At 43.7% G+C, this 20,367-nt stretch carries 21 protein-coding genes and 1 other RNA gene; 10 read left to right on the top strand and 12 right to left on the bottom strand.

All coding sequences use genetic code 11. The features are described 5' to 3' along the window. Positions 1-342: 342 nt before the first annotated feature. The 3 genes from QQL60_RS03590 to smpB all read right to left on the bottom strand — a co-directional run bounded on the left by QQL60_RS03590 (position 343) and on the right by smpB (position 1,760). Positions 343-639, bottom strand: coding sequence for a hypothetical protein (locus QQL60_RS03590; RefSeq protein ID WP_007145453.1), 297 nt, complete (start codon positions 637-639; stop codon positions 343-345). Positions 640-864: 225 nt separating this feature from the next. Further along, positions 865-1,225: a transfer-messenger RNA gene (ssrA, locus tag QQL60_RS03585) on the bottom strand. Between the two features lie 55 nt (positions 1,226-1,280). Next, positions 1,281-1,760 carry an SsrA-binding protein SmpB gene (smpB, locus tag QQL60_RS03580; RefSeq protein WP_007145454.1) on the bottom strand — a complete coding sequence of 160 codons (480 nt, stop codon included), beginning with the start codon at positions 1,758-1,760 and terminating at the stop codon, positions 1,281-1,283. A gap of 129 nt (positions 1,761-1,889) precedes the next feature. Between smpB and QQL60_RS03575 the strand changes: the two genes are divergently transcribed. The 3 genes from QQL60_RS03575 to QQL60_RS03565 are packed head-to-tail and all read left to right on the top strand — an operon-like array spanning position 1,890 to position 4,018. Beyond that, positions 1,890-3,257: a sodium-dependent transporter gene (locus QQL60_RS03575; RefSeq protein ID WP_284722450.1), complete on the top strand. Its 1,368-nt coding sequence runs from the start codon at positions 1,890-1,892 to the stop codon at positions 3,255-3,257. Between the two features lie 22 nt (positions 3,258-3,279). After that, positions 3,280-3,720, top strand: coding sequence for a type II toxin-antitoxin system RatA family toxin (locus tag QQL60_RS03570; RefSeq protein WP_007145456.1), 441 nt, complete (start codon positions 3,280-3,282; stop codon positions 3,718-3,720). Next, positions 3,707-4,018 (top strand): RnfH family protein, encoded by a 312-nt coding sequence (locus tag QQL60_RS03565; protein WP_284722449.1) that lies wholly within the window; start codon positions 3,707-3,709, stop codon positions 4,016-4,018. The genes QQL60_RS03570 and QQL60_RS03565 overlap by 14 nt, the downstream gene beginning before the upstream one ends. Here the strand turns inward: QQL60_RS03565 and QQL60_RS03560 are convergent, their stop codons facing one another. Beyond that, on the bottom strand, positions 4,019-4,840 hold the full coding sequence (locus QQL60_RS03560) for a ferritin-like domain-containing protein (RefSeq protein WP_284722448.1): 822 nt from the start codon (positions 4,838-4,840) through the stop codon (positions 4,019-4,021). It abuts the gene before it with no gap. After that, on the bottom strand, positions 4,833-5,813 hold the full coding sequence (locus QQL60_RS03555) for an ABC transporter permease (RefSeq protein WP_284722447.1): 981 nt from the start codon (positions 5,811-5,813) through the stop codon (positions 4,833-4,835). The genes QQL60_RS03560 and QQL60_RS03555 overlap by 8 nt, the downstream gene beginning before the upstream one ends. Positions 5,814-6,070: 257 nt before the next feature. Here QQL60_RS03555 and QQL60_RS03550 point away from each other — a divergent pair, with 257 nt between their 5' ends. The 4 genes from QQL60_RS03550 to QQL60_RS03535 all read left to right on the top strand — a co-directional run bounded on the left by QQL60_RS03550 (position 6,071) and on the right by QQL60_RS03535 (position 8,836). Next, positions 6,071-6,418 (top strand): rhodanese-like domain-containing protein, encoded by a 348-nt coding sequence (locus QQL60_RS03550; protein ID WP_284722446.1) that lies wholly within the window; start codon positions 6,071-6,073, stop codon positions 6,416-6,418. 10 nt (positions 6,419-6,428) lie between these two features. After that, positions 6,429-7,184: a hypothetical protein gene (locus tag QQL60_RS03545; RefSeq protein WP_284722445.1), complete on the top strand. Its 756-nt coding sequence runs from the start codon at positions 6,429-6,431 to the stop codon at positions 7,182-7,184. Between the two features lie 61 nt (positions 7,185-7,245). Beyond that, positions 7,246-8,094 (top strand): HvfB family MNIO-type RiPP peptide maturase, encoded by an 849-nt coding sequence (locus tag QQL60_RS03540; RefSeq protein ID WP_284722444.1) that lies wholly within the window; start codon positions 7,246-7,248, stop codon positions 8,092-8,094. Next, the gene (locus QQL60_RS03535; RefSeq protein WP_284722443.1) at positions 8,087-8,836 is read left to right on the top strand and encodes an HvfC family RiPP maturation protein; all 750 of its coding nucleotides are present in this window, start codon (positions 8,087-8,089) and stop codon (positions 8,834-8,836) included. The genes QQL60_RS03540 and QQL60_RS03535 overlap by 8 nt, the downstream gene beginning before the upstream one ends. 46 nt (positions 8,837-8,882) lie before the next feature. Here the strand turns inward: QQL60_RS03535 and QQL60_RS03530 are convergent, their stop codons facing one another. Continuing rightward, a complete protein-coding gene (locus tag QQL60_RS03530; RefSeq protein ID WP_284722442.1) occupies positions 8,883-9,515 on the bottom strand; it encodes a bifunctional 4-hydroxy-2-oxoglutarate aldolase/2-dehydro-3-deoxy-phosphogluconate aldolase in 633 nt (210 codons plus the stop codon). A gap of 21 nt (positions 9,516-9,536) precedes the next feature. Next, positions 9,537-11,360 carry a phosphogluconate dehydratase gene (edd, locus tag QQL60_RS03525; RefSeq protein ID WP_007145465.1) on the bottom strand — a complete coding sequence of 608 codons (1,824 nt, stop codon included), beginning with the start codon at positions 11,358-11,360 and terminating at the stop codon, positions 9,537-9,539. 341 nt (positions 11,361-11,701) lie between these two features. Between edd and trmB the strand changes: the two genes are divergently transcribed. The 3 genes from trmB (at position 11,702) to QQL60_RS03510 (ending at position 15,511) form a co-directional block, all read left to right on the top strand. Beyond that, on the top strand, positions 11,702-12,391 hold the full coding sequence (gene trmB, locus QQL60_RS03520) for a tRNA (guanosine(46)-N7)-methyltransferase TrmB (protein WP_284722441.1): 690 nt from the start codon (positions 11,702-11,704) through the stop codon (positions 12,389-12,391). 84 nt (positions 12,392-12,475) lie between these two features. Further along, positions 12,476-13,705, top strand: a complete 1,230-nt coding sequence (locus QQL60_RS03515) for an OmpP1/FadL family transporter (RefSeq protein WP_284722440.1) — start codon at positions 12,476-12,478, stop codon at positions 13,703-13,705. Further along, the gene (locus QQL60_RS03510; protein WP_284722439.1) at positions 13,706-15,511 is read left to right on the top strand and encodes an AMP-dependent synthetase/ligase; all 1,806 of its coding nucleotides are present in this window, start codon (positions 13,706-13,708) and stop codon (positions 15,509-15,511) included. Positions 15,512-15,513: 2 nt separating this feature from the next. Here QQL60_RS03510 and folC read toward each other — a convergent pair whose 3' ends face one another. From folC to QQL60_RS03485, 5 genes are read right to left on the bottom strand one after another with little or no spacing between them, the layout of a single operon-like run. Continuing rightward, on the bottom strand, positions 15,514-16,809 hold the full coding sequence (folC, locus tag QQL60_RS03505; RefSeq protein WP_284722438.1) for a bifunctional tetrahydrofolate synthase/dihydrofolate synthase: 1,296 nt from the start codon (positions 16,807-16,809) through the stop codon (positions 15,514-15,516). A 6-nt stretch (positions 16,810-16,815) separates the two neighbouring features. Beyond that, the gene (gene accD / locus QQL60_RS03500) at positions 16,816-17,670 is read right to left on the bottom strand and encodes an acetyl-CoA carboxylase, carboxyltransferase subunit beta (protein WP_284722437.1); all 855 of its coding nucleotides are present in this window, start codon (positions 17,668-17,670) and stop codon (positions 16,816-16,818) included. Positions 17,671-17,689: 19 nt separating this feature from the next. Then, positions 17,690-18,511 carry a tryptophan synthase subunit alpha gene (gene trpA / locus QQL60_RS03495; RefSeq protein WP_284722436.1) on the bottom strand — a complete coding sequence of 274 codons (822 nt, stop codon included), beginning with the start codon at positions 18,509-18,511 and terminating at the stop codon, positions 17,690-17,692. Positions 18,512-18,521: 10 nt separating this feature from the next. Further along, a complete protein-coding gene (gene trpB / locus QQL60_RS03490; protein WP_284722435.1) occupies positions 18,522-19,742 on the bottom strand; it encodes a tryptophan synthase subunit beta in 1,221 nt (406 codons plus the stop codon). Then, positions 19,735-20,349 (bottom strand): phosphoribosylanthranilate isomerase, encoded by a 615-nt coding sequence (locus tag QQL60_RS03485; protein WP_284722434.1) that lies wholly within the window; start codon positions 20,347-20,349, stop codon positions 19,735-19,737. The genes trpB and QQL60_RS03485 overlap by 8 nt, the downstream gene beginning before the upstream one ends. Between the last annotated feature and the right edge of the window lie 18 nt (positions 20,350-20,367).

Genomic DNA, 20,367 nt, shown 5'->3' with positions numbered 1-20,367 from the left:
ATCTTTTGTAAAGCCAGTCTACACAACCTTATTAAAGATGTTTAGTTTTGCCCGGTAAAAGATGACATTGATAATCAAATAAAAAAGTACAGAACAAAGACCATAACTTCTGCACAACTATTTAAACTTACAAATAATACGTCTTCTCTAGTAAAAACTATTTATAAGCAAATGAAAATAAAAAAGTATTTATTTGCCTATTTATCGCCTGCCTGCATGGCTGAAAACAAATGTCAGCAAGCGAAATAGAACATTAAGCTCGATAAACATTAACCGTTGTAACTCAATAGTAAGAACTTAAAACTATTTGCTGCGCGGTAAATCCAGCCTGATGCGACCTTTTTACTGAGCGTTTTTCAAACACTCATCTTCAATTAGTTCAGCAAAATGATCGATAACAGCTTGCTTTTCACCCTCATTTTCAGCAACCGGTTCATTATAAGCACGCAACATCAATCCACGAGAAAAATTGCCCACCGTCATCTTCATCGCCTCATGGATAGGCACATTGTTTTGCCGAACCTCCATAAACTGCTCGGCTTTATTTGCCCAGCCCTCACAGGTTTCTTCTTTTGTCAGCTCGTCGGCATGAGCAAAAACACTAACGAACATTAGCCAAGCTAGCGCTAATTTTTTCATGGTTATCACCTCAGACGATATTGATATAACCCGACTATAAACGCTTCAACTAAATCCCTCAGAAAAAGTTGAGTTAAACATAATCGGTAGGTTAAGTTGCAGCATGAAACCCAACAAAAGATCATTATACAAAGTCTCAACTGTTGGGTTTCGCTATAGCTCTACCCAACCTACTTTCCAGATCGTTAGGCACAAAAAAACCACCCGAGGGTGGTCATTTATGTTTGGTGGAGGCGGCGGGAATCGAACCCGCGTCCGCAGATCCTCCGCCTTCGGATCTACATGCTTATTTCATCTATTAATTTAACTACCTGCTACCCGATGAACAGGGAAAACAAGTAGCGATCTTGTAAGGTTTTAATCTCTTAGTACCAAGCATACCTCGAGACGATCTTGTGAGAGTCGACGCCCGATACCAGACGCACAAGCACGGATCTGGTCGAACGGCATTCACTGGTTATTAAGCAGCTAGTGCGTAGTTGTTATCGTTAGCAACTAATTTAATTCCAGTCTTTTTTACGAGAGAACTGAAGTACTCGGCATGCACCTTAGGTTTTGTAATCCCCGTCGAAGCCAGGTCGCCCCCAAAGTGTTGAACTCTTATATTGTATCGGATTAGGCGTTTTTCAACCAGTGAAAACTTATCTTGCTTTCAGAATTCTGGCTTTGTCACGATTCCAGTCGCGATCTTTCTCAGTTGCGCGTTTATCGTGAAGTTGTTTACCTTTGGCCAGCGCAATTTCAATCTTGGCCATGCCTTTTTTCCAGTACATATTTAATGGAATCAGCGTGTAGCCTTTACGCTCAACCGCACCAATCAATTTGTGTAATTCTGCTCTATGCAGCAGTAACTTACGGTCACGTTGTGGCTCTGGTTTGATATGTGTAGATGCGGTTTTTAACGCAGTAATAAGTGCGTTTGCTAACCAGGCTTCACCATTGCGAACGTGGACATAGCTTTCGTTGAGCTGCACTTTTCCATCACGCAGGCTTTTCACTTCCCACCCTTCGAGAACCAGTCCTGCTTCAAATTTATCTTCGATGAAAAATTCATGCCGTGCCTTACGGTTCACTGCGATGGTGTTTTCGCCTACTTTCTTTTTATTCTTTTTCGCTGCCATGTGCATATTATAGAGTGTTTAAACAGCGGCTTCATTATTTATCATTCACGAAACTAAAATGAGTGCGGTTTGTTGAAAGACAAAAGTTTTGGGTACAATCGAGTGAATTTACTTTTTTGAGGCGACCGAATGGCTAGACCTACAAAGTCGATTCATGGCGAGTGGACATCTCGCTGGGCATTTATTCTTGCAGCAACAGGATCGGCTGTTGGCCTGGGAAACATCTGGAAATTCCCATACATCACGGGTGAAAATGGTGGTGGTGCCTTTGTTCTAATTTATCTGCTGTGTATTGCCATTATCGGCGTTCCGCTGATGATGGCTGAAATTCTTATCGGTCGTCGAGGCCGACAAAATCCCATCAATAGTTTGAAGTCGATTGCTGACGAAGAAGGCCGAAGTACAAATTGGCAATGGCTTGGTGGCATGGGTGTGCTGACGGGGTTTTTGATTCTTTCCTACTATAGTGTAATTGCCGGCCAGGCTATGGCGTATATTCCGCGCGCTTTTTCTGGTGTATTTGAAGGGGTCACCGCTGATGGCGCAATTAGTATCCATAAAGCCCTGGTCAATGATCCGGAACGTTTATTAGCCTGGCATACGATATTTATGCTGATGACGGTCGGCATTGTGGTGCGAGGTGTGCAGCATGGTTTAGAAAAGTCTGTGCGCATTATTATGCCCGCCCTGTTTATCATCATATTGATGTTGGTTGGCTATGGTTACAATACTGGGCAATATTTTGATCAGAGTGTGCAGTTTTTATTTGCCATCGATTTTTCTAAATTAACGCATACTGGCGTATTGACTGCGATGGGTCATGCCTTTTTCACCTTAAGTTTGGGGATGGGCGCGATTATGGTTTATGGGTCATACCTGCCTCAAAAAGCTTCTATTTTCAAAGTCTCTCTGACCATATCTGTAATGGATACAGGCGTGGCATTACTTGCAGGCTTGGCGATCTTCCCTCTCGTATTTGCCAATGGTTTAGAACCAGGACAAGGACCAAGTTTAATTTTTGATACGCTACCGATTGCCTTTGGTCATATGCCGGGCGGTGAGTTCTTTGGTGGTATCTTTTTTGTCTTATTATTATTTGCTGCCTGGAGTTCTGGCATTTCACTGGTTGAGCCAATTGTTGTATGGTTAGTAGAAAATAAGAATATGACAAGACTCCGAGCCAGCGTGTACTCAGGTGCCATAATCTGGTTATTAGGTCTGCTGACAATCTTCTCATTTAACATCGGCCGGGAATGGACATTATTCGGATTAACGATGTTTGAGTTGCTTGACTACCTTACAGCGAATATTATGTTGCCTTTGGGCGGATTACTGATAGCCTTCTTTGCAGGCTGGGTAATGAAGCGACAGAGCTCGATGGATGAGCTGGGATTGGGCAATGGAGTGCTGTATTCGACTTGGCGAGTACTTGTACGTTTTATTACACCGATTGCAATTATGATTGTCTTTGCCAATCTTATCGGTCTTCTGAATTAATTAATGACGTAACCGGATTTCAATGACTACCATCACACGAAGCTCTCTGGTCATGTACACACCTGATCAAATGTTTGATTTGGTTAATGATGTTGAAGCCTATCCACGGTTTTTGCCTTGGTGTCGCGACAGCAGAATTATCAGTAAAAATGAAGATGTTATTTGCGCCTCACTAGATATAGCCAAAGGCGGCATTCATCATGAATTTTCCACCAGGAACGTGCTCGATCATGGCAATGCCATTCGGATCGAGTTAATTGACGGCCCCTTTCGTCACTTAGAAGGCCATTGGCAATTTAAACCTATTGGCGATAACCAGGGGTGTCGTGTCCAGCTTGATATGGACTTCGAATTTTCTACCCGCTTATTAGATTTAGCATTAGGCCCTGTTTTCACTCAAATCTCAGGCTCATTGGTAGAAGCTTTTTGTAAACGTGCACAGGAAATCTATGGAAAACGCTGATTTAATGCTAATTGAGGTAGCTTACGCGCTACCGAATGAACAAGTCATTATTCCTATCGAAGTCCCTAAAGATTGCGTCGTAGAAGAAGCAATCAAACGTTCTGGCATCTTAGAGCGTTTCCCACAAATCGATTTAAAAACAGATAAAGTCGGTATCTTTGGCAAGATGTGTAAGCTGAATGCCGAGTTGAATGATAAAGACCGTATCGAGATCTATCGTCCATTAATTGCTGATCCGAAAGAATCCCGTCGGCAGAAAGCAGAAATGGAGAAAAAGAAAAAAGCAGCGGCTGAATAATCAGCCCTGCTTTTTGTATACGGCCTGAGATTCCAGCAAATCCATTTCCTGCTGTGTAAACCCTGCATCTAATCTGGCCTCCGTGTGAAACGGGCCACGAATCTCACCATTGAAGTAGGTATGAAGTAAGGTTTTAAACGTCTCGAAAGGGTCCACGTCCCGTTGCTCGCACAGAAAATTAAACCAACGAGTACCGATGGTCACGTGACCAATCTCTTCTTCCAAAATCAGTGTCAAAATATCAAACGCTTTATGATCACCAGAGTTTTTTAACTTCTTCATCATCGAAGGAGTGACGTCTAATCCCCTCGCCTCTAACACGCGAGGCACTAATGCCATCCTTGTCAGTGGATCATGATGTGTTTTCTGCGCCATTTCCCACATACCGTCATGGGCGGGAAAATCACCATAATGAAAGCCCATGCTTTGCAAATGTTCATCTAATAATAAAAAATGATGTGCTTCTTCATAGGCGACTTGCATCCAGTCCAGATAAAAAGCCTCAGGCATATCAGCAAACCGGGCTGTCGCGTCCAGTGCCAGATTAATCGCGTTAAACTCAATATGACATATGGCGTGAATCAGTGTGGCATGACCCGTTTGTTGATTATTACGTCGACGCGGTAATGCTTTGGGTGGGACTAAATCTGGCTTTTCTGGTCTGCCCGGTATCGTCGGTACATCAAGTGATTGTCGATTTAAATAAAAACCTTCTTTGCTTATTTGCTCGTAGAGTGCTCTTGTGTGCTGTGCTTTCTGCCATGGGTCACTCATCAACAAGCAGCTTAAGGCTTGTTGACGTACATCAATCTTATCAACCATCTAATCTTACTCTTGGGTCCACTAACGTATAGGAAATATCTGTCAGTACCAGCCCCACAATGTACAAAACCGATCCCAGAAAGACCATTGAACGCACGATAGCAAAGTCCTGGGCCTGGATAGCATCAATGGTGTAACTGCCTAAGCCGGGAATACCAAAGAAGGATTCAAGGATTAAACTTCCCATAAACAAGGTAGGTAAAACCACTACCGCCCCAGTTAGGATGGGTATCATGGCGTTTTTCAGCACATGTACAAATAACACTCTGATTTCAGATAAGCCTTTCGCTCTGGCAGTGCGAACATAATCCTTTGAGACTTCTTCCAGAAATAGAGTGCGATACCAGCGTGAGCCTGAACCAATACCAGAAACGATACCAATAAAGACAGGCAAAATAACAAATTTAAAGGCATCTAATCCTTGTGCGTAGCCTGATAACGGGACCAGCTGCATGATCTTTCCCACCAAAAACTGGCCACCGATGATGTAAAACAGCCCAGAAATAGACATCAGAACAACACAGAGAATGACCCCACTGAGGTCAAGATAACTGGCTCTGAAAAACACCATCAGCATGGCAAACGTAATATTGGCCAGCATACCAATAATGAAAACGGGAACCGCTATCGCCAGGCTGGGCCACATACGTGTTTGAATATCTTCACCAATATCGCGGCCATCATCTGCCTGACCAAACTCAAATGCGAACAGACTCAATGATTTATCAAAAAAAATCGTATCGGTGAGTTTATCTATGCCCTGCTGCTCATGATTCCAGAGCAACGCCTTGTTGTAACCTCTTTCTTCTTTCCAGACATTTACCGCTTCTTGAGTAACGTGCTTTTCACCCAGATGCATTCGCGCCATATCATCCGGCGTATTGACCATAAAAAACAAAGCAAAGGTGAGCGCGTTGACTCCGATTAAAATCGGAAACGCATAGAGAATCCTTCGGACAATATAAGCAAACATAGATTAACCAGGTTATTTCATCAATTTTGGCTGATGCATCTTAAGCATCAATATGTATCTGTTTCACATTATGACGCTATGAAACGTAATGAGAAAGGACTATTACATATTTGCAGACTCACTGTTATACGTTTTATTGATTCTGTCCTTAGTTTCCCTGATTTAATGCATGTCAATTATTTAGAAAATTAGCATTTACTAATACACAGAATTTGTTATCGTGTGTTTTATCATCTGTAAACAATAACGAGGTTGTTATGAGCCTAACTGCAATGGATTTGGTCAAACAAGCCAAAAGTGAAATTAATGAAATCAGCTGTGAAGATGCGACGTCCATGTTGGATAGTGCCACGGTCATTGATGTCAGAGAACCAGCAGAATATGAGGCAGGCCACATAGCCAATGCGCTGCCTATTCCCAGAGGTATGCTGGAGTTTTCACTGAATTCTCACCCATCACTGACTAACCTTGAGCAAGCTATTATTGTTTACTGCAAATCAGGCGGACGATCCGCATTGGCTGCCCAAACATTACAAACGATGGGCTATCAACATGTTTACTCTATCGCCGGTGGATTTGATGCTTGGCTACAGACGAATAACTGAGGGATATATCATGCGTAGATTTTCTTACATCTCATTCTTGCTGCTGACACTCTCGTTTTTACCCCTGGTTGCACAGGCAGAATCCACGCAAGTAATGATTAGAGCAATGGCTGTTGATGCTAAATTTATCGGCACGAGTGTGGGCGGCGTTCGGGTAACTATCAAAGATGCCGAGACAGATGAATTACTCGACGAAGGTTGGATTCATGGTGGCACCGGTGATACTGATCGTTTAATCAAAAATCCAGTTCAACGTGGCGATAGGCTTTCAGATAATAATACTGCTGGCTACCTGGCAACGGTAGATATCGATACGCCACGTCTGGTTAAAATTACCTTGTTCGGTCCCTATGCTTACCGTCAGTCTCTACAAGAGGCCAGCGTCACTACATGGTTGATCCCCGGCAAAGATTTATTAGGTGACGGCATCACCATCAAAATGCCTGGCTTTATTGCTGACGGCTGGACACAGGTCTTACAGGACGGTGTTGTTGAGTTCTATCTGAATTCTTCATTAATGTGTGGCTGTCCTATTAAGAAAAATGGTCTGTGGAATCCAGATGATTATGAAGCTAAAGCCATTGTGATGCAGGATGAGAAAAAGATAGATGAAATTCCATTAAGCTTTACAGGGCCCATCGGCATCTTTTCAGCAAAAACCCAATTGAAAAAGAATGGTCACTACAAAGCTATTCTTTATGTTGTAGACACAAAAACAGGCAATGTCGGTGTTGACCGGACCATGTTTGAAATTAATTTAGACTGATAGTTGTAACAATCGCAGCATGAATTCGTCTTATCAAGACAGCATTCTGCAGGAGAAGAAAATGGCGCACCCATCATGTCCGGTCTCAGGAACAGGCCTTGGACTACGCCGACAATTTATTGAAGAACTCTTAGAATTGGGCAATCCTGATATCGACTTTATGGAAGTCGCGCCAGAGAACTGGATGGGACTTGGTGGCAAATATGCCAAGCAATTCACGGCTGCTTGTGAACGCTTTGCGATGATGTGTCATGGGTTATCACTGTCTATAGGTAGCCCTGCGCCACTTGATGTCGCTTTTCTCAAACAGTTGAAACAGTTTTTCGACAAGCATCAAATCGTTAGTTATAGCGAGCATTTAAGCTATTGCAGTGATGATGGCCACCTTTATGACTTAATGCCAATTCCGTTTACTGCTGAGTCTGTTCATTATGTTTCAGAGCGTATTAAGCAGGTTCAGGATATTCTGGAAAGACAACTTATTATAGAAAATGTGTCGTATTACGCCGCCCCAGGCCAAGAAATGACTGAAGTTGATTTCACGCGAGAGGTACTAGAAGAAGCAAATTGTGGTCTGTTATTAGATGTAAATAATGTTTATGTGAACAGTATCAATCATGGTTATGACGCCAAGCACTTTATCGATGCGATGCCGACGGATCGAATTGCGTATCTCCATATTGCCGGACATTACAATGAAGCAGAGGATTTGATCGTCGATACTCATGGTGCTGATATTGTCGACCCTGTCTGGCAACTCCTCAGTCATACTTACGACCGGCATGGCATCATCCCTACCCTGCTTGAGCGCGACTTTAATATTCCTTCTCTGTCACATTTGTTTGATGAGATGACGATCATCAGACAATATCAACAACAGCCATATGATATGCAGGCTCGGCATGGCTAATCAGTTTCAAGAAACACAATATCAGTTTGCCGCCTATATCCGAGATCCTGAACATCAGCCTATTCCAGACCAGCTGGAAAGCCGTCGAATGACGATTTACCGCGATTTATTTTTTAATAATATTGACAGCACCTTATCCAGTGCTTTTCCCGTTATACGGCAACTGATGAACGAAAATGACTGGCTGGCACTGGTCAGATCCTTTATGAAAAATCATTTTTGCCAATCACCTCGGTTTGTTGATGTCTCAAAAGAGTTCATTGAATATTTGAATCAACAGCATGACGTAAATGAGACCATGCCTTTTTTACAAGAGCTGGCTCATTATGAGTGGGTTGAATTGGCATTAAGTATTGCCGAGGAAGAATGGCAATGTAGTGAGATTGATGAGAAAACCAATATGTTGGCCATGTCTTATCAAGGCTCTCCCCTGGCCTGGCTATTAAGTTTCCAATTTCCTGTACATCAGATTTGTGATGATTTTCAGCCGACCACGCCCTCTGAACTACCTCATTATCTGCTGGTATATCGCAATAAAACGGATGACGTAAAGTTCATCGAACTCAATGGTTTAAGCGCACATCTCTTCGAGCAAATCAGCCAGGGAGAAGACGTTGAGTCGGTTATTGATGCTATTGCCGAAGCCATGCCACAACTTGATTATCAGCTGATAAAAAATGGCGCCAAAGAGTTAATAACAGACTGGTTATCAAAAGGCATTTTGCTGGTAAGACAGGCATAAAAAGGCCGGGATAATCCCAGCCTTTTTATTCTTATTGGATTCGCGCTTAGGCAGTCGCTAATTCAATCGCTTCAGCAGAAAGACGGGTAATTTCATCCCAGTTTTCCGCATCGACTAAACTTGCAGCACACATCCATGAACCACCAACACAACCTACATTAGAAAGACTGTAATAGTCCTTCACATTTTTCTGGTTGACACCACCCGTTGGGCAGAAAGTGATTTGTGGAATCGGCGCACCGATTGATTTCAACATTGGCACACCACCCGCGGCTTCTGCAGGGAAGAATTTCATTGCTGTGATGCCTTTTTCCAGCAGTGCCATTGCCTGGCTTGGATCGGCCACACCAGGTAATAAAGGCACGCCAGTTTTTAATGCCGCATCAATCAATTTTTCTGTGGTACCAGGGCTGACGATAAACTCGGCGCCAGCGTCAATTGCCGCATTTAATGTTTCAATATTGATGATAGTACCAGCACCGACGATAGCATCTGGAACTTCAGCTTTAATAAGGCGAATAGATTCAAGTGCTGCATCTGTTCTCAGTGTAATTTCCAGAACTTTTAAACCACCTTTAACCAACGCTTTAGCTAAAGGCACAGCATGTTCAACGTTATTGATAACCATCACCGGTACAATCGGTGATACTTTCATGATCTCTTGAATTGTTTTAGACATTGATTAATTTATTCCAAATAATTATTCGACATTAAACATGTTAATGGCACCCGTTTCAGCTGATGAAACACCTTGGCGGAAGCTATCAAACAGTTCACGGCCCATGCCATAGTGATGTTCAGTATTAGCCAGAACACAAGCCATACGTGAGTTCAGTTCTTCTTCATCAACTAACACATTTAATTCGCCACGCTGTGTATCAAGACGAATCATATCGCCATCGCGAACTTTGGTCAGGATGCTGCCATCTGCACATTCAGGACAGAGGTGGATAGCTGAAGGCACTTTACCAGAGGCACCAGACATACGGCCGTCAGTAACAAGCGCTACTTTAAAGCCTTTATCCTGTAATACGCCCAATGGTGGTGTCAGTTTGTGCAACTCAGGCATACCATTTGATTTTGGTCCTTGGAAGCGCAGAACAACAATCACGTCTTTGTTCATTTCGCCACGTTTGAAGGCTTCAACAACATCATCCTGGTGATCAAAGACCATCGCCGGTGCTTCAACCACTTGATGTTTCGGATCAACCGCTGAAATCTTAGACATACCACGGCCAAGATTACCTTTGATCAGATGTAAGCCACCGCTTGTTGCAAATGGTGCTGCCACACTACCGATAACATCAGTATCAAGAGAACCTTCAGGGCCTTCTTCCCATGTCAGTGTGCCATCTTTTAGAGTTGGCTCTTTGGTGTACTGTTCCATACCTTTTTCATCACCGATAGTAATGATGTCAGTATGCATTAAGCCATTTTTAGATAGTTCACGAATTAACACACCCATACCACCGGCAGCCTGGAAGTGGTTCACATCAGCTGTACCATTAGGATAAATACGTGTCACTAATGGAATAATTTTTGACAGACGGTCAAAGTCATCCCAGTTAATGATAATACCTGCCGCACGGGCAATCGCAATCAGATGAATAGTGTGGTTAGTTGAACCACCTGTGGCTAATAGACCCACCAGGGCATTCAAAATCGCTTTCTCATCGATCATATGACCGATTGGACGATAGTCATCGCCTAACGCGGTAAATTTGAGTGCTTGTTCAGTCGCACGTTTTGTTAACGCATCACGCAGCGGTGTGTTTGGATTAATGAAGGAGCTACCAGGGAGGTGTAAGCCCATCATTTCAACCATCATTTGGTTACTGTTTGCTGTACCGTAGAAAGTACATGTACCAGGGCTATGATAAGACTCAGACTCTGCTTTTAATAACTCTTCACGACCGACTTTACCTTCAGCGTAGAGCTGACGAATACGGACTTTCTCTTTGTTAGGCAAACCGCTCGGCATAGGTCCTGCCGGTACGAAAACAGCCGGTAAGTGACCAAAACTCAATGCACCAATCAATAAACCCGGAACAATTTTGTCACAAACGCCCAGATACATAGCGGCATCGAACATATTGTGGCTGAGGCCAATGGCGGTTGCCATTGCAATGACGTCACGGCTGAAAAGCGACAGTTCCATACCTGGCTGGCCTTGCGTAATACCATCACACATGGCAGGAACACCACCAGCAAACTGAGCGACACCACCGGCTTCGGTTGCAGCTTTCTTGATGATTGCAGGGAAATCTTTAAACGGCTCGTGCGCCGATAACATGTCGTTGTATGAAGAAATAATCGCGATATTGGCTTTTTTATCTCCTGCCAAGTCCGCTTTTTCTGACATGGAACAGGCAGCAAATCCATGAGCTAAATTGCCGCAGCCCAATACAGCACGATGTGGGCCTTTTTGCATCGCCTCATCAATACGGCCGAGATAGATTTCCCGTGTTTTTTTGCTTCTCTCGATTACGTCATTGGTGACGGCTTCTAAAACTGGATGAACCATACTTTCCTTCTCTCTTAAATGCTTTGCCTGATTATATGCAAAGATAATGGCGGGGCTCGGAGTACCCTTAAGATTCTACGTAAAGACCAAATATTATAACGCTAATAGTCATTTTTAGCACGCTGTTATCAAAAACTTACACCGTCAACGCTCGATAAAAAAGAGGTCTTTTTATTGTTTTTCGACATCCATACAACGTAATCAGGCGTAAACATTGGTTGTGATATGCATCACATTGTCGTTTCAATCAGATTGTCTGGATATAAAAAAATTTGCTTGCCGTGTTATCCATTAGCGCTTCAGGTATCATAACGGCCTTTAAATTTTTACCGATACGATCTATGACAACTGAAACAAAAACCCTGCGCCAAATCCGCAGTTTTGTTCGCCGTGAAGGCAGACTGACGCCTGGTCAACAACGTGCTCTGGACAATCACTGGCCCGTCTTTGGTATCGATGATGATACAGATTTGTCTGATCTCAACGCATTGTTTGGTCGCGAAGCACCAAAAATTATAGAAATTGGCTTTGGTAATGGTGCATCGCTGATTGAAATGGCAAAAAATCAGCCTGACCAAGACTATATTGGCATCGAAGTACATCGTCCAGGTGTAGGCCAGCTTCTTAAAGCCATTGATGACGAACAACTGAGGAATGTCAGAGTGGCATGCACAGATGCCGTACAGCTTATTAAGCATCGCATTAAAAACCAGGTTCTGGCACGTGTTCAAATCTACTTTCCTGATCCGTGGCACAAGAAACGCCACAACAAACGGCGAATTATCCAGCCTGAGTTTGTCAATGTCCTGGCAGACAAATTAGAACATGGTGGCCATTTACATCTGGCAACAGACTGGCAAGATTATGCTGAACAAATGCTTGCAGATGTCTCCTCCAATACTCGTTTTCAAAATACAAGCCACGACAATACTTACATCGAACGTCCTGATTACCGTCCCCTGACCAAATTTGAGCAACGTGGTCATCGCTTGGGACATGGTGTCTGGGATTTGGTTTTTAAGCGGATATAAGCTGAGATTGATAAAAGCTTGCACCTATCAGGTGCTTGAGATACTTTATCAACTTGTTCAAAAATCAGCTGCAAGTAATTGACTATGAAATTAAATATCCTAAAAGCACCCAGTTTTCTTTTACTAAGTACCATGAGCAGTGCTAGCTTTGGTGCAGGCTTCGCCATTATCGAGCAAAGTGTAACAGGCTTAGGAAGAGCTTTCGCCGGCAGTGCTGCATCAGCTGAAGATGGCAGTACTGTATTTTTTAATCCTGCCGGCCTGGTTTATCTAAAACAAGCCGAGATGGACTTCGCACTTAACTACATAGCACCCAATACTGAATTCAATAATGACGGTACGAGCTCTCCTGCAAATGGAGGAGACTATGGCGATGCAGGTAACAATGCAGTTGTACCTAACTTTTACTTTGCGAAACCACTTAATGACAAAGTCGCAATCGGCTTTGGTGTGACTGCTCCTTTCGGCTTAGTCACTGAGTATAACGAAAATTGGGTGGGTCGTTATTTTGCTGTGAAATCGGATCTTAAAACCATCAATTTCAATCCAAGCATTGCTTTCAAAGCGACAGATAAACTCTCTATTGGATTTGGTGTGAGTGCAGAATATATTGATCTCACACTGTCACAGATGACAGATCGATTTGGCGCTCCTGATCGAAAAGTAAAATTGGAAGCGGATGACTGGGGCTATGGTTATAACTTAGGCATTATGTATCAGATGACGCCGGAAACACGTCTAGCTTTAGCTTATCGCTCTAAAATTTCGCATACGCTTGAAGGGGACGGTAAAGTCACGACACCGATAGGTAAGATCGAACAAGATATCCAGGGCGATGTGGATTTACCAGAAACGCTCTCACTTGCTATTCATCATCAGCTCAATGAGAAATGGTCCGTTATGGCAGATGCCACGATGACCCGTTGGAGCCGTTTTGAAGAGCTTGCTATTGAATCAGAAGGTGGGGCCTTCACCAGTACCAAAGCTGAAGACTGGGATAACAGCATGCGATATGGGATTGGTTTGAATTACCAATACAGTAATAAATGGCAATTTCGTACAGGGATTGCCTACGATGAAACCCCAGTTCCCAACGCCGAACGACGCACTGCAAGAATACCTGACAATGACAGAAAATGGTTAGCGATCGGCGCGACCTATAACTATTCTGACAATCTGGTTATCGATGCAGGCTATGCCCATTTATTTGCAAGCAATCCTTCGATAAGAGAGTCCGACGGAAGTCATAGTCTTAATGGTGATTATGATGTCAGTGTTGATTTGTTAGGAGTTCAACTTCGTTGGTTAATGTAAATGTCATTGGATACAACAGATTATATTTCTATAGCTTCTGCTCAGACTTTATACGGCCTATTCAGAGAGCGGCATAGAAAAACCCCCAACAGCACAGCCTATTCACATTTTTGTGCAGATACTCAACAGTGGCAAACCACCACTTGGTCAGATGCTGCACAACAAATAGCTATCTGGCAACATGCGCTGAAATCAGAAGGCCTGAGATCAGGCGACCGGGTCGCGTTAAATTTGAAAAATTGTCAGGAATGGGTGTTTTTTGATCAGGCCGCCTTAAGTCTTGGTCTCATTACAGTCCCACTCTACCCAGATGATCGGCCTGATAGCCTTGCTTTTATCTTGCAAGATGCTGATGTCAGATGTTTATTTTTACAAAACCAGCATCAATGGCAACGTCTGAAACCTTCGTTATCAGACGAACATCAACTCAAACGTGTGATTATCAAAACGACTGGTGAAAATACACTTGATGCACCAGCGGTATACATGAATGAATGGTTGAGAACGGATACCAACCCGGCCTTGATTGATTGGCAGGCAGATCCTCATCAATTAGCCACGATCATCTACACTTCAGGCACCACAGGTAAACCCAAGGGCGTTATGCTCAGTCATTATAATATTTTGTCTGTTGCCAGCGCTTCACTTGAGTGCTTTCAAGTTCGGTCAGATGATCTTTTTCTATCCTTTCTCCCCCTATCGCACACACTGGAGAGAACGGCCGGTTACTATTTACCCATGATGACGGGCGCTAGAGTGGCTTTTTCCAGAGGCATTCCACAATTAGCCAATGACATTCAAGAGCTGAAACCCTCTGTATTGATTGCTGTACCACGTATTTTTGAACGCATCTATCAACGTATACAGTCTTCTCTGTCATCACAGCCCTGGTACAAACGCTTATTGCTCAAATTGACATCTCATATAGGCTGGACATCTTTTCTCCACGCTCAACGTCGTCATCGCTGGTCTCCTTGTTTTCTATTCATGCCTGTACTAGAGAAAATAGTAGCCAAAAATATACAAGCTCTTTTCGGTGGACAATTAAGAATCGCTGTTACAGGCGGAGCCGCCATTCCACATCATGTTGCTGAATTTTTCATCGGCATGGGGATCAATCTATTACAAGGCTATGGTCTAACAGAAACAAGCCCCGTCATTAGCGTGAATAGAACTTCAGAAAATGAACCGTTTAGTGTGGGTCAACCAATTCCCTCAGTGGAAGTAAAAATAGGTGACAATTCCGAGCTTTTGGTCAAAAGCCCAGGCAATATGTTGGGTTACTGGAATAACCACAAAGCGACAGCGAATACTATTGATGCTGAAGGATGGTTACATACAGGGGATCAAGCCCGTATAGCTGAGAGTGGACACATCTTCATTACCGGACGAATTAAAGACATTCTGGTATTGAGTAATGGTGAGAAGGTCTCACCAGTGGATATGGAAATGGCTATCACTCGTGATGAGTTATTTGAACAGGCCCTGGTAGTGGGTGAAGGCAAGCCTTTTCTCTCTGCACTTGTTGTCTTGAATGCAGAACAGTGGCTTCAACTTGCACAAAGGTTGAAGCTAGATGCAATGAATAAAAATAGCCTTACTGATAAAAGCCTGCAACAACATATCATTCAGAGGTTCAGAGGCTTGTTACATGACTTTCCTGCCTATGCCAAGATTCGCCGGGTGCATCTCACTCTCTCACCTTGGACAATAGAAAATGGCATGTTAACGCCAACCCTGAAAATAAAACGTGCAAAACTTGTTGAGGCCAACCAACAACTTATTGATGAGTTTTATCAGAACTAAGCTTATTTATTTTTGAGGTCGAACTCAGGAAGAATTCGCATGATAGCTTCTACAGTATGAAATGATCCGAATATCAAAATCCGATCATCTGTTTCTGCCTTCTGTAAGGCATGTTGGTAGGCATCATTCACGGTGGTGTAACAGTTATAATTATCAAGCTCGGATGAAGATATTGCTTTTGCTGCCAGAGACTCAGCATCCATACCTCGGTCACCCTCCAATCCTGCAAAAAACCAATGTGTAATATCCTTTTGCAGGATCTGGATAACCGACTGACAATCCTTATCTTTTAGCATGGCTAACACTGCATATGTTTTACCTTTACAGTTTCGCTGTGAAAGTAATTTGTGAAGGTTTTCAGCCCCTTGCTGATTATGTGTGACATCAAGGATAAGCGTCACATTGTCACGTTTTATCTCTTGAAATCTGCCAGCCAGATTGACATGCTTCAGTCCATTTAAAATAGCCGTATCGGTGATGGTTAATCCCTGCTCTTTCAACAACTCACAAACCTGCACGACGGCTGCGGCATTTTGTATCTGGTAATCACCCACTAAGGCAGGATAAGGTAATACTCTGGCTTCATTTCCAGTAGCTTGCCAGCTCCAGCTATCCTCATTCAATTGTGAATACTGATACGCCTCACCTGCTTTGTATAAAGGCGCATTTTGTTTCCGGGCATGTTCGAGCAGACTACTGGGAGGCACTGTCTCTGAACAGACAACGGGCGTCATAGGGCGAATAATGCCCGCCTTTTCATAAGCGATTTTCTCACGCGTATCGCCTAACCAGGCGGTATGATCGAGCCCAATTGGGGTAATAAGCGCGATATCTGTATCAAACAAATTGACAGCATCCAAACGCCCTCCCATACCGACTTCAAGGACGGCAATATCCACTTTTTCAAGCCTGAAGATTTCCGCCGCGGCCAGTGTGGCAAACTCAAAATAAGTGAGTGAAATGTCACCACGTGCTTCATCGATACGAGCAAAGGCATCACAAATCTGTTGGTCTGAGCAGGGTTGACCGTTGATAGCTATACGTTCGTTATACGCTAGCAGATGTGGCGAAGTATAGGTCCCAGTTTTATAACCGGCCGCCATCAGAATGCAACTGGTCATAGCAACTGAGGAACCTTTACCGTTAGTACCAGCAATCGTCACCAATTTGAATGGTAACTTTGTCTGCCCTTGCATGTTTTGCCATACAAGAGCGATACGATCTAAGCCTGGATCAATTTCAGTGAAGTGTAATTTTTCCTGCCACGCCAACCATTGTGGCAATGTGCTGAACCGCATACAGTTCTATGCTGCACGATGCTGAAGCATGCTGAGGATATTGGATAATCTATCTCGCATTTGACGACGATCAATAATCATATCAATCGCACCATGTTCCAACAGAAACTCTGCTCTTTGAAAGCCTTCCGGGAGTGTTTCACGGACGGTTTGCTCAATAACACGTGGACCAGCAAAACCAATAAGCGCATTAGGTTCAGCCACATTGATATCACCGAGCATCGCTAAACTCGCAGATACACCACCCATTGTCGGATCAGTCATGACTGATACAAATGGAATGCCTGCATTACTTAACTGAGTCAGGATCGCACTGGTTTTAGCCATTTGCATTAAAGACAATAAGCCTTCTTGCATGCGCGCACCACCACTCGCAGAAAAACAGACCAACGGAATATTATTTTTCAGCGCGACTTTGGCTGCTCGAACAAATTTTTCACCTACGACAGATCCCATCGATCCAGCCATAAAGTTAAAATCAAAACTGACTGCAACTAATGGTAAACCATTGACTCTACCTTGCATTGCCAACAAAGCATCGTTTTCGCCTGTTGTTCGTTGTGCTTGGGTAAGACGATCTTTATAGCGTTTACTGTCTTTGAACTTCAGTGTGTCGACAGGTTTAACTTCAGCGGCGATTTCTTTACGGTCTTCTTCATCCAGAAAGCTTTCCAGCCGTGTTCTGGCATTAATGCGCTGGTGATGATCACACTTAGGACATACCATCAAATTACGTTCAAGTTCTGCACGGTAAAGTACATTGTCACAGCTTGGACATTTACACCAGACACCTTCTGGCACTGAACGACTTCGCACAGTTGTACGAATTTTGGATGGGAGTAATCTTTCAAACCAACTCATTTTGTCACCTTCGTTATTTTTATGCTTTTGCTAAATCACGCGCATTGATGGCATGGCGCATTTCAGCTAACAGACCTGCAACTGCAACTGGCAGCTCTTCAAGTCGTTGTGCATGTTCTTCGATGCACTTAACCAGAGTACTACCTACTACCACCGCATCGGCAATCTCGGCAACTGCTGCTGCAGACTTACCATCACGGATACCAAAACCAACACCTAGCGGTAAATCCGTTCTTTCACGCAGCATACTGAGTTTATCATTGACTTCTGTCACGTCTAGCGAAGCCGAGCCGGTCACCCCTTTAATGGAAACATAATAAATGAATCCACGCGCAAAAGAAGCAATCATTGACATACGTTCTGCCGATGTCGTTGGTGCCACCAAGTAGATGGTATCAATATCATGCTGATCCATGATCTCACGAAACTCAACTGATTCTTCGGGAGGTACGTCAACAGTCAATACTCCATCAACACCCGCTTCTTGAGCAAGTTTAGCAAACTCTGCATATCCCACAGCTTCGATGGGATTCGCATAGCCCATTAAGACGATGGGTGTTTCTGTGTTTTTCTCACGAAACTTTTTTACCATTGTCAGCACAGATTTAATGCTGACATCGTTCTTAAGCGCTCTTTCACATGCTTTTTGGATGACAGGACCATCACTCATCGGGTCAGAAAATGGGATACCAAGTTCGATAATATCGGCACCTGCATCGACCAACGCATGGAGCAATGGCACGGTTACCCAAGGTTCAGGATCGCCTGCAGTAATATAGGGAATAAGTGCTGTTTGACCATCTGTCTTCAGTTTCTCAAAGCACTGACTTATACGACTCATTATGACTTCCTTAGAATTTTAATCCAGCCATGGCGGCAACGGTATGCATATCTTTGTCACCACGCCCTGACAGGTTAACTACTATTGTTTGCTCTGGTGACATGGTCGGTGCCAATTTTTTCACATAGGCCAACGCATGGCTTGACTCAAGTGCAGGAATAATGCCTTCGGTGCGTGTAAGCTCATGGAAAGCAGTTAACGCCTCTTCATCAGTTACCGACACATAATTTGCTCGACCAATATCTTTCAACCAAGCATGCTCAGGGCCCACACCTGGATAGTCCAGTCCAGCTGAAATTGAATGCGTTTCTACGATTTCACCATTATCATCTTGCATCAGATAAGTACGGTTTCCATGTAAAACGCCCGGTCTGCCTGCGGAAAGTGGTGCTGAATGCTGACCTGTTTCAATCCCATGTCCAGCGCCTTCCACACCATGCATTTCAACAGACTCATCTTCGATGAATGGATGAAACAGACCAATCGCATTAGAACCGCCACCAATACAAGCAACCAATGCATCTGGTAGTTTGCCATTGATATCCAGCATTTGCTGCTTCGCTTCACGTCCAATAATAGATTGAAAATCTCTTACCATAGCAGGATATGGATGGGGGCCAGCAACAGTACCTATGATGTAAAATGTATCATCGACATTGGTCACCCAATCACGTAGCGCTTCATTAAGCGCATCTTTTAATGTGCGTGAGCCTGATTCCACCGGCACCACTTGTGCACCGAGCAGTTTCATTCTATATACATTCTGAGCCTGACGTTCAACATCTTCTGCGCCCATGTAAACAATACATTCCAAGCCCATTCTGGCAGCGACCGTTGCTGTCGCCACACCGTGTTGACCAGCGCCTGTTTCAGCGATGATGCGGTTCTTGCCCATACGCTTGGCTAATAAGGCCTGACCGATAGTATTGTTAACTTTGTGCGCGCCAGTATGATTGAGATCTTCACGTTTCAAATAAATTTGAGCGCCGCCTAACTTCTGTGTCCAATTCTCGGCGAGATAGAGAGGTGATGGACGCCCTACAAAGGTGCTCAGGTCTTTGTCCATTTCTGCCAGAAAATTGGGATCGTTACGATATTGCTCATAAGCTTGTTGAAGCTCATATATCGCACCCATAAGCGTCTCACCAACAAACCGACCTCCATAAGGTCCGAAATGTCCACGCTCATCAGGGAATGTTTTGTAATAATCGTGAATATGCTCTTTAAGCATTTGCCACCTCTCTCATAAAAGTGCTGATCTTTTCATGACTTTTTATCCCCTTATCACTTTCAACGCCACCACTGACGTCGACTGCATAGGGCTGCACTTGATGGATAGCCTGCAACACATTAGATGCATGTAGACCACCCGCTAAAATAATGGGTTTATCAATACGACTGATCTGAGACCAGTCAAATGTTTTGCCTGTTCCACCAGGTAAGCCTGGTTGATAGGTATCAAGAAGTAACGCCGAAGCTGTTGAATAGTCGTCAGCTACTTCTTGAAGATTTACACCATCTCGCATTCTTACCGCTTTGAGATATGGCATCTCAAATTGGTGACAAAAATCAGGGCTTTCATCACCATGGAACTGAAGTATATCAACCGATAACTCGTCAAGACAGCGTGAAACCAGGTCTTTATCAGGGTCAACAAAGAGTGCCACTTTTGAAACAAATGGCGCCAAATTAGCTGTAATCGTGTTTGCCTGCGCAAAAGATATGGCTCTTGGGCTTGGAGGATAAAATACTAAGCCAATCGCATCAGCTCCAGATTCTGCTGCAAAATCAGCATCTTGCTGACGAGTTATGCCGCATATTTTTACTCGGGTTCTCATCTGTTTCTATGGTTACTC

The sequence above is a fragment of the Methylophaga thalassica genome, assembly GCF_030159795.1.
Lineage (GTDB): Bacteria > Pseudomonadota > Gammaproteobacteria > Nitrosococcales > Methylophagaceae > Methylophaga > Methylophaga thalassica.
The sequence above is the reverse complement of the archived record's forward strand: the minus strand, read 5'-3'. Positions and strand labels throughout refer to the sequence as shown.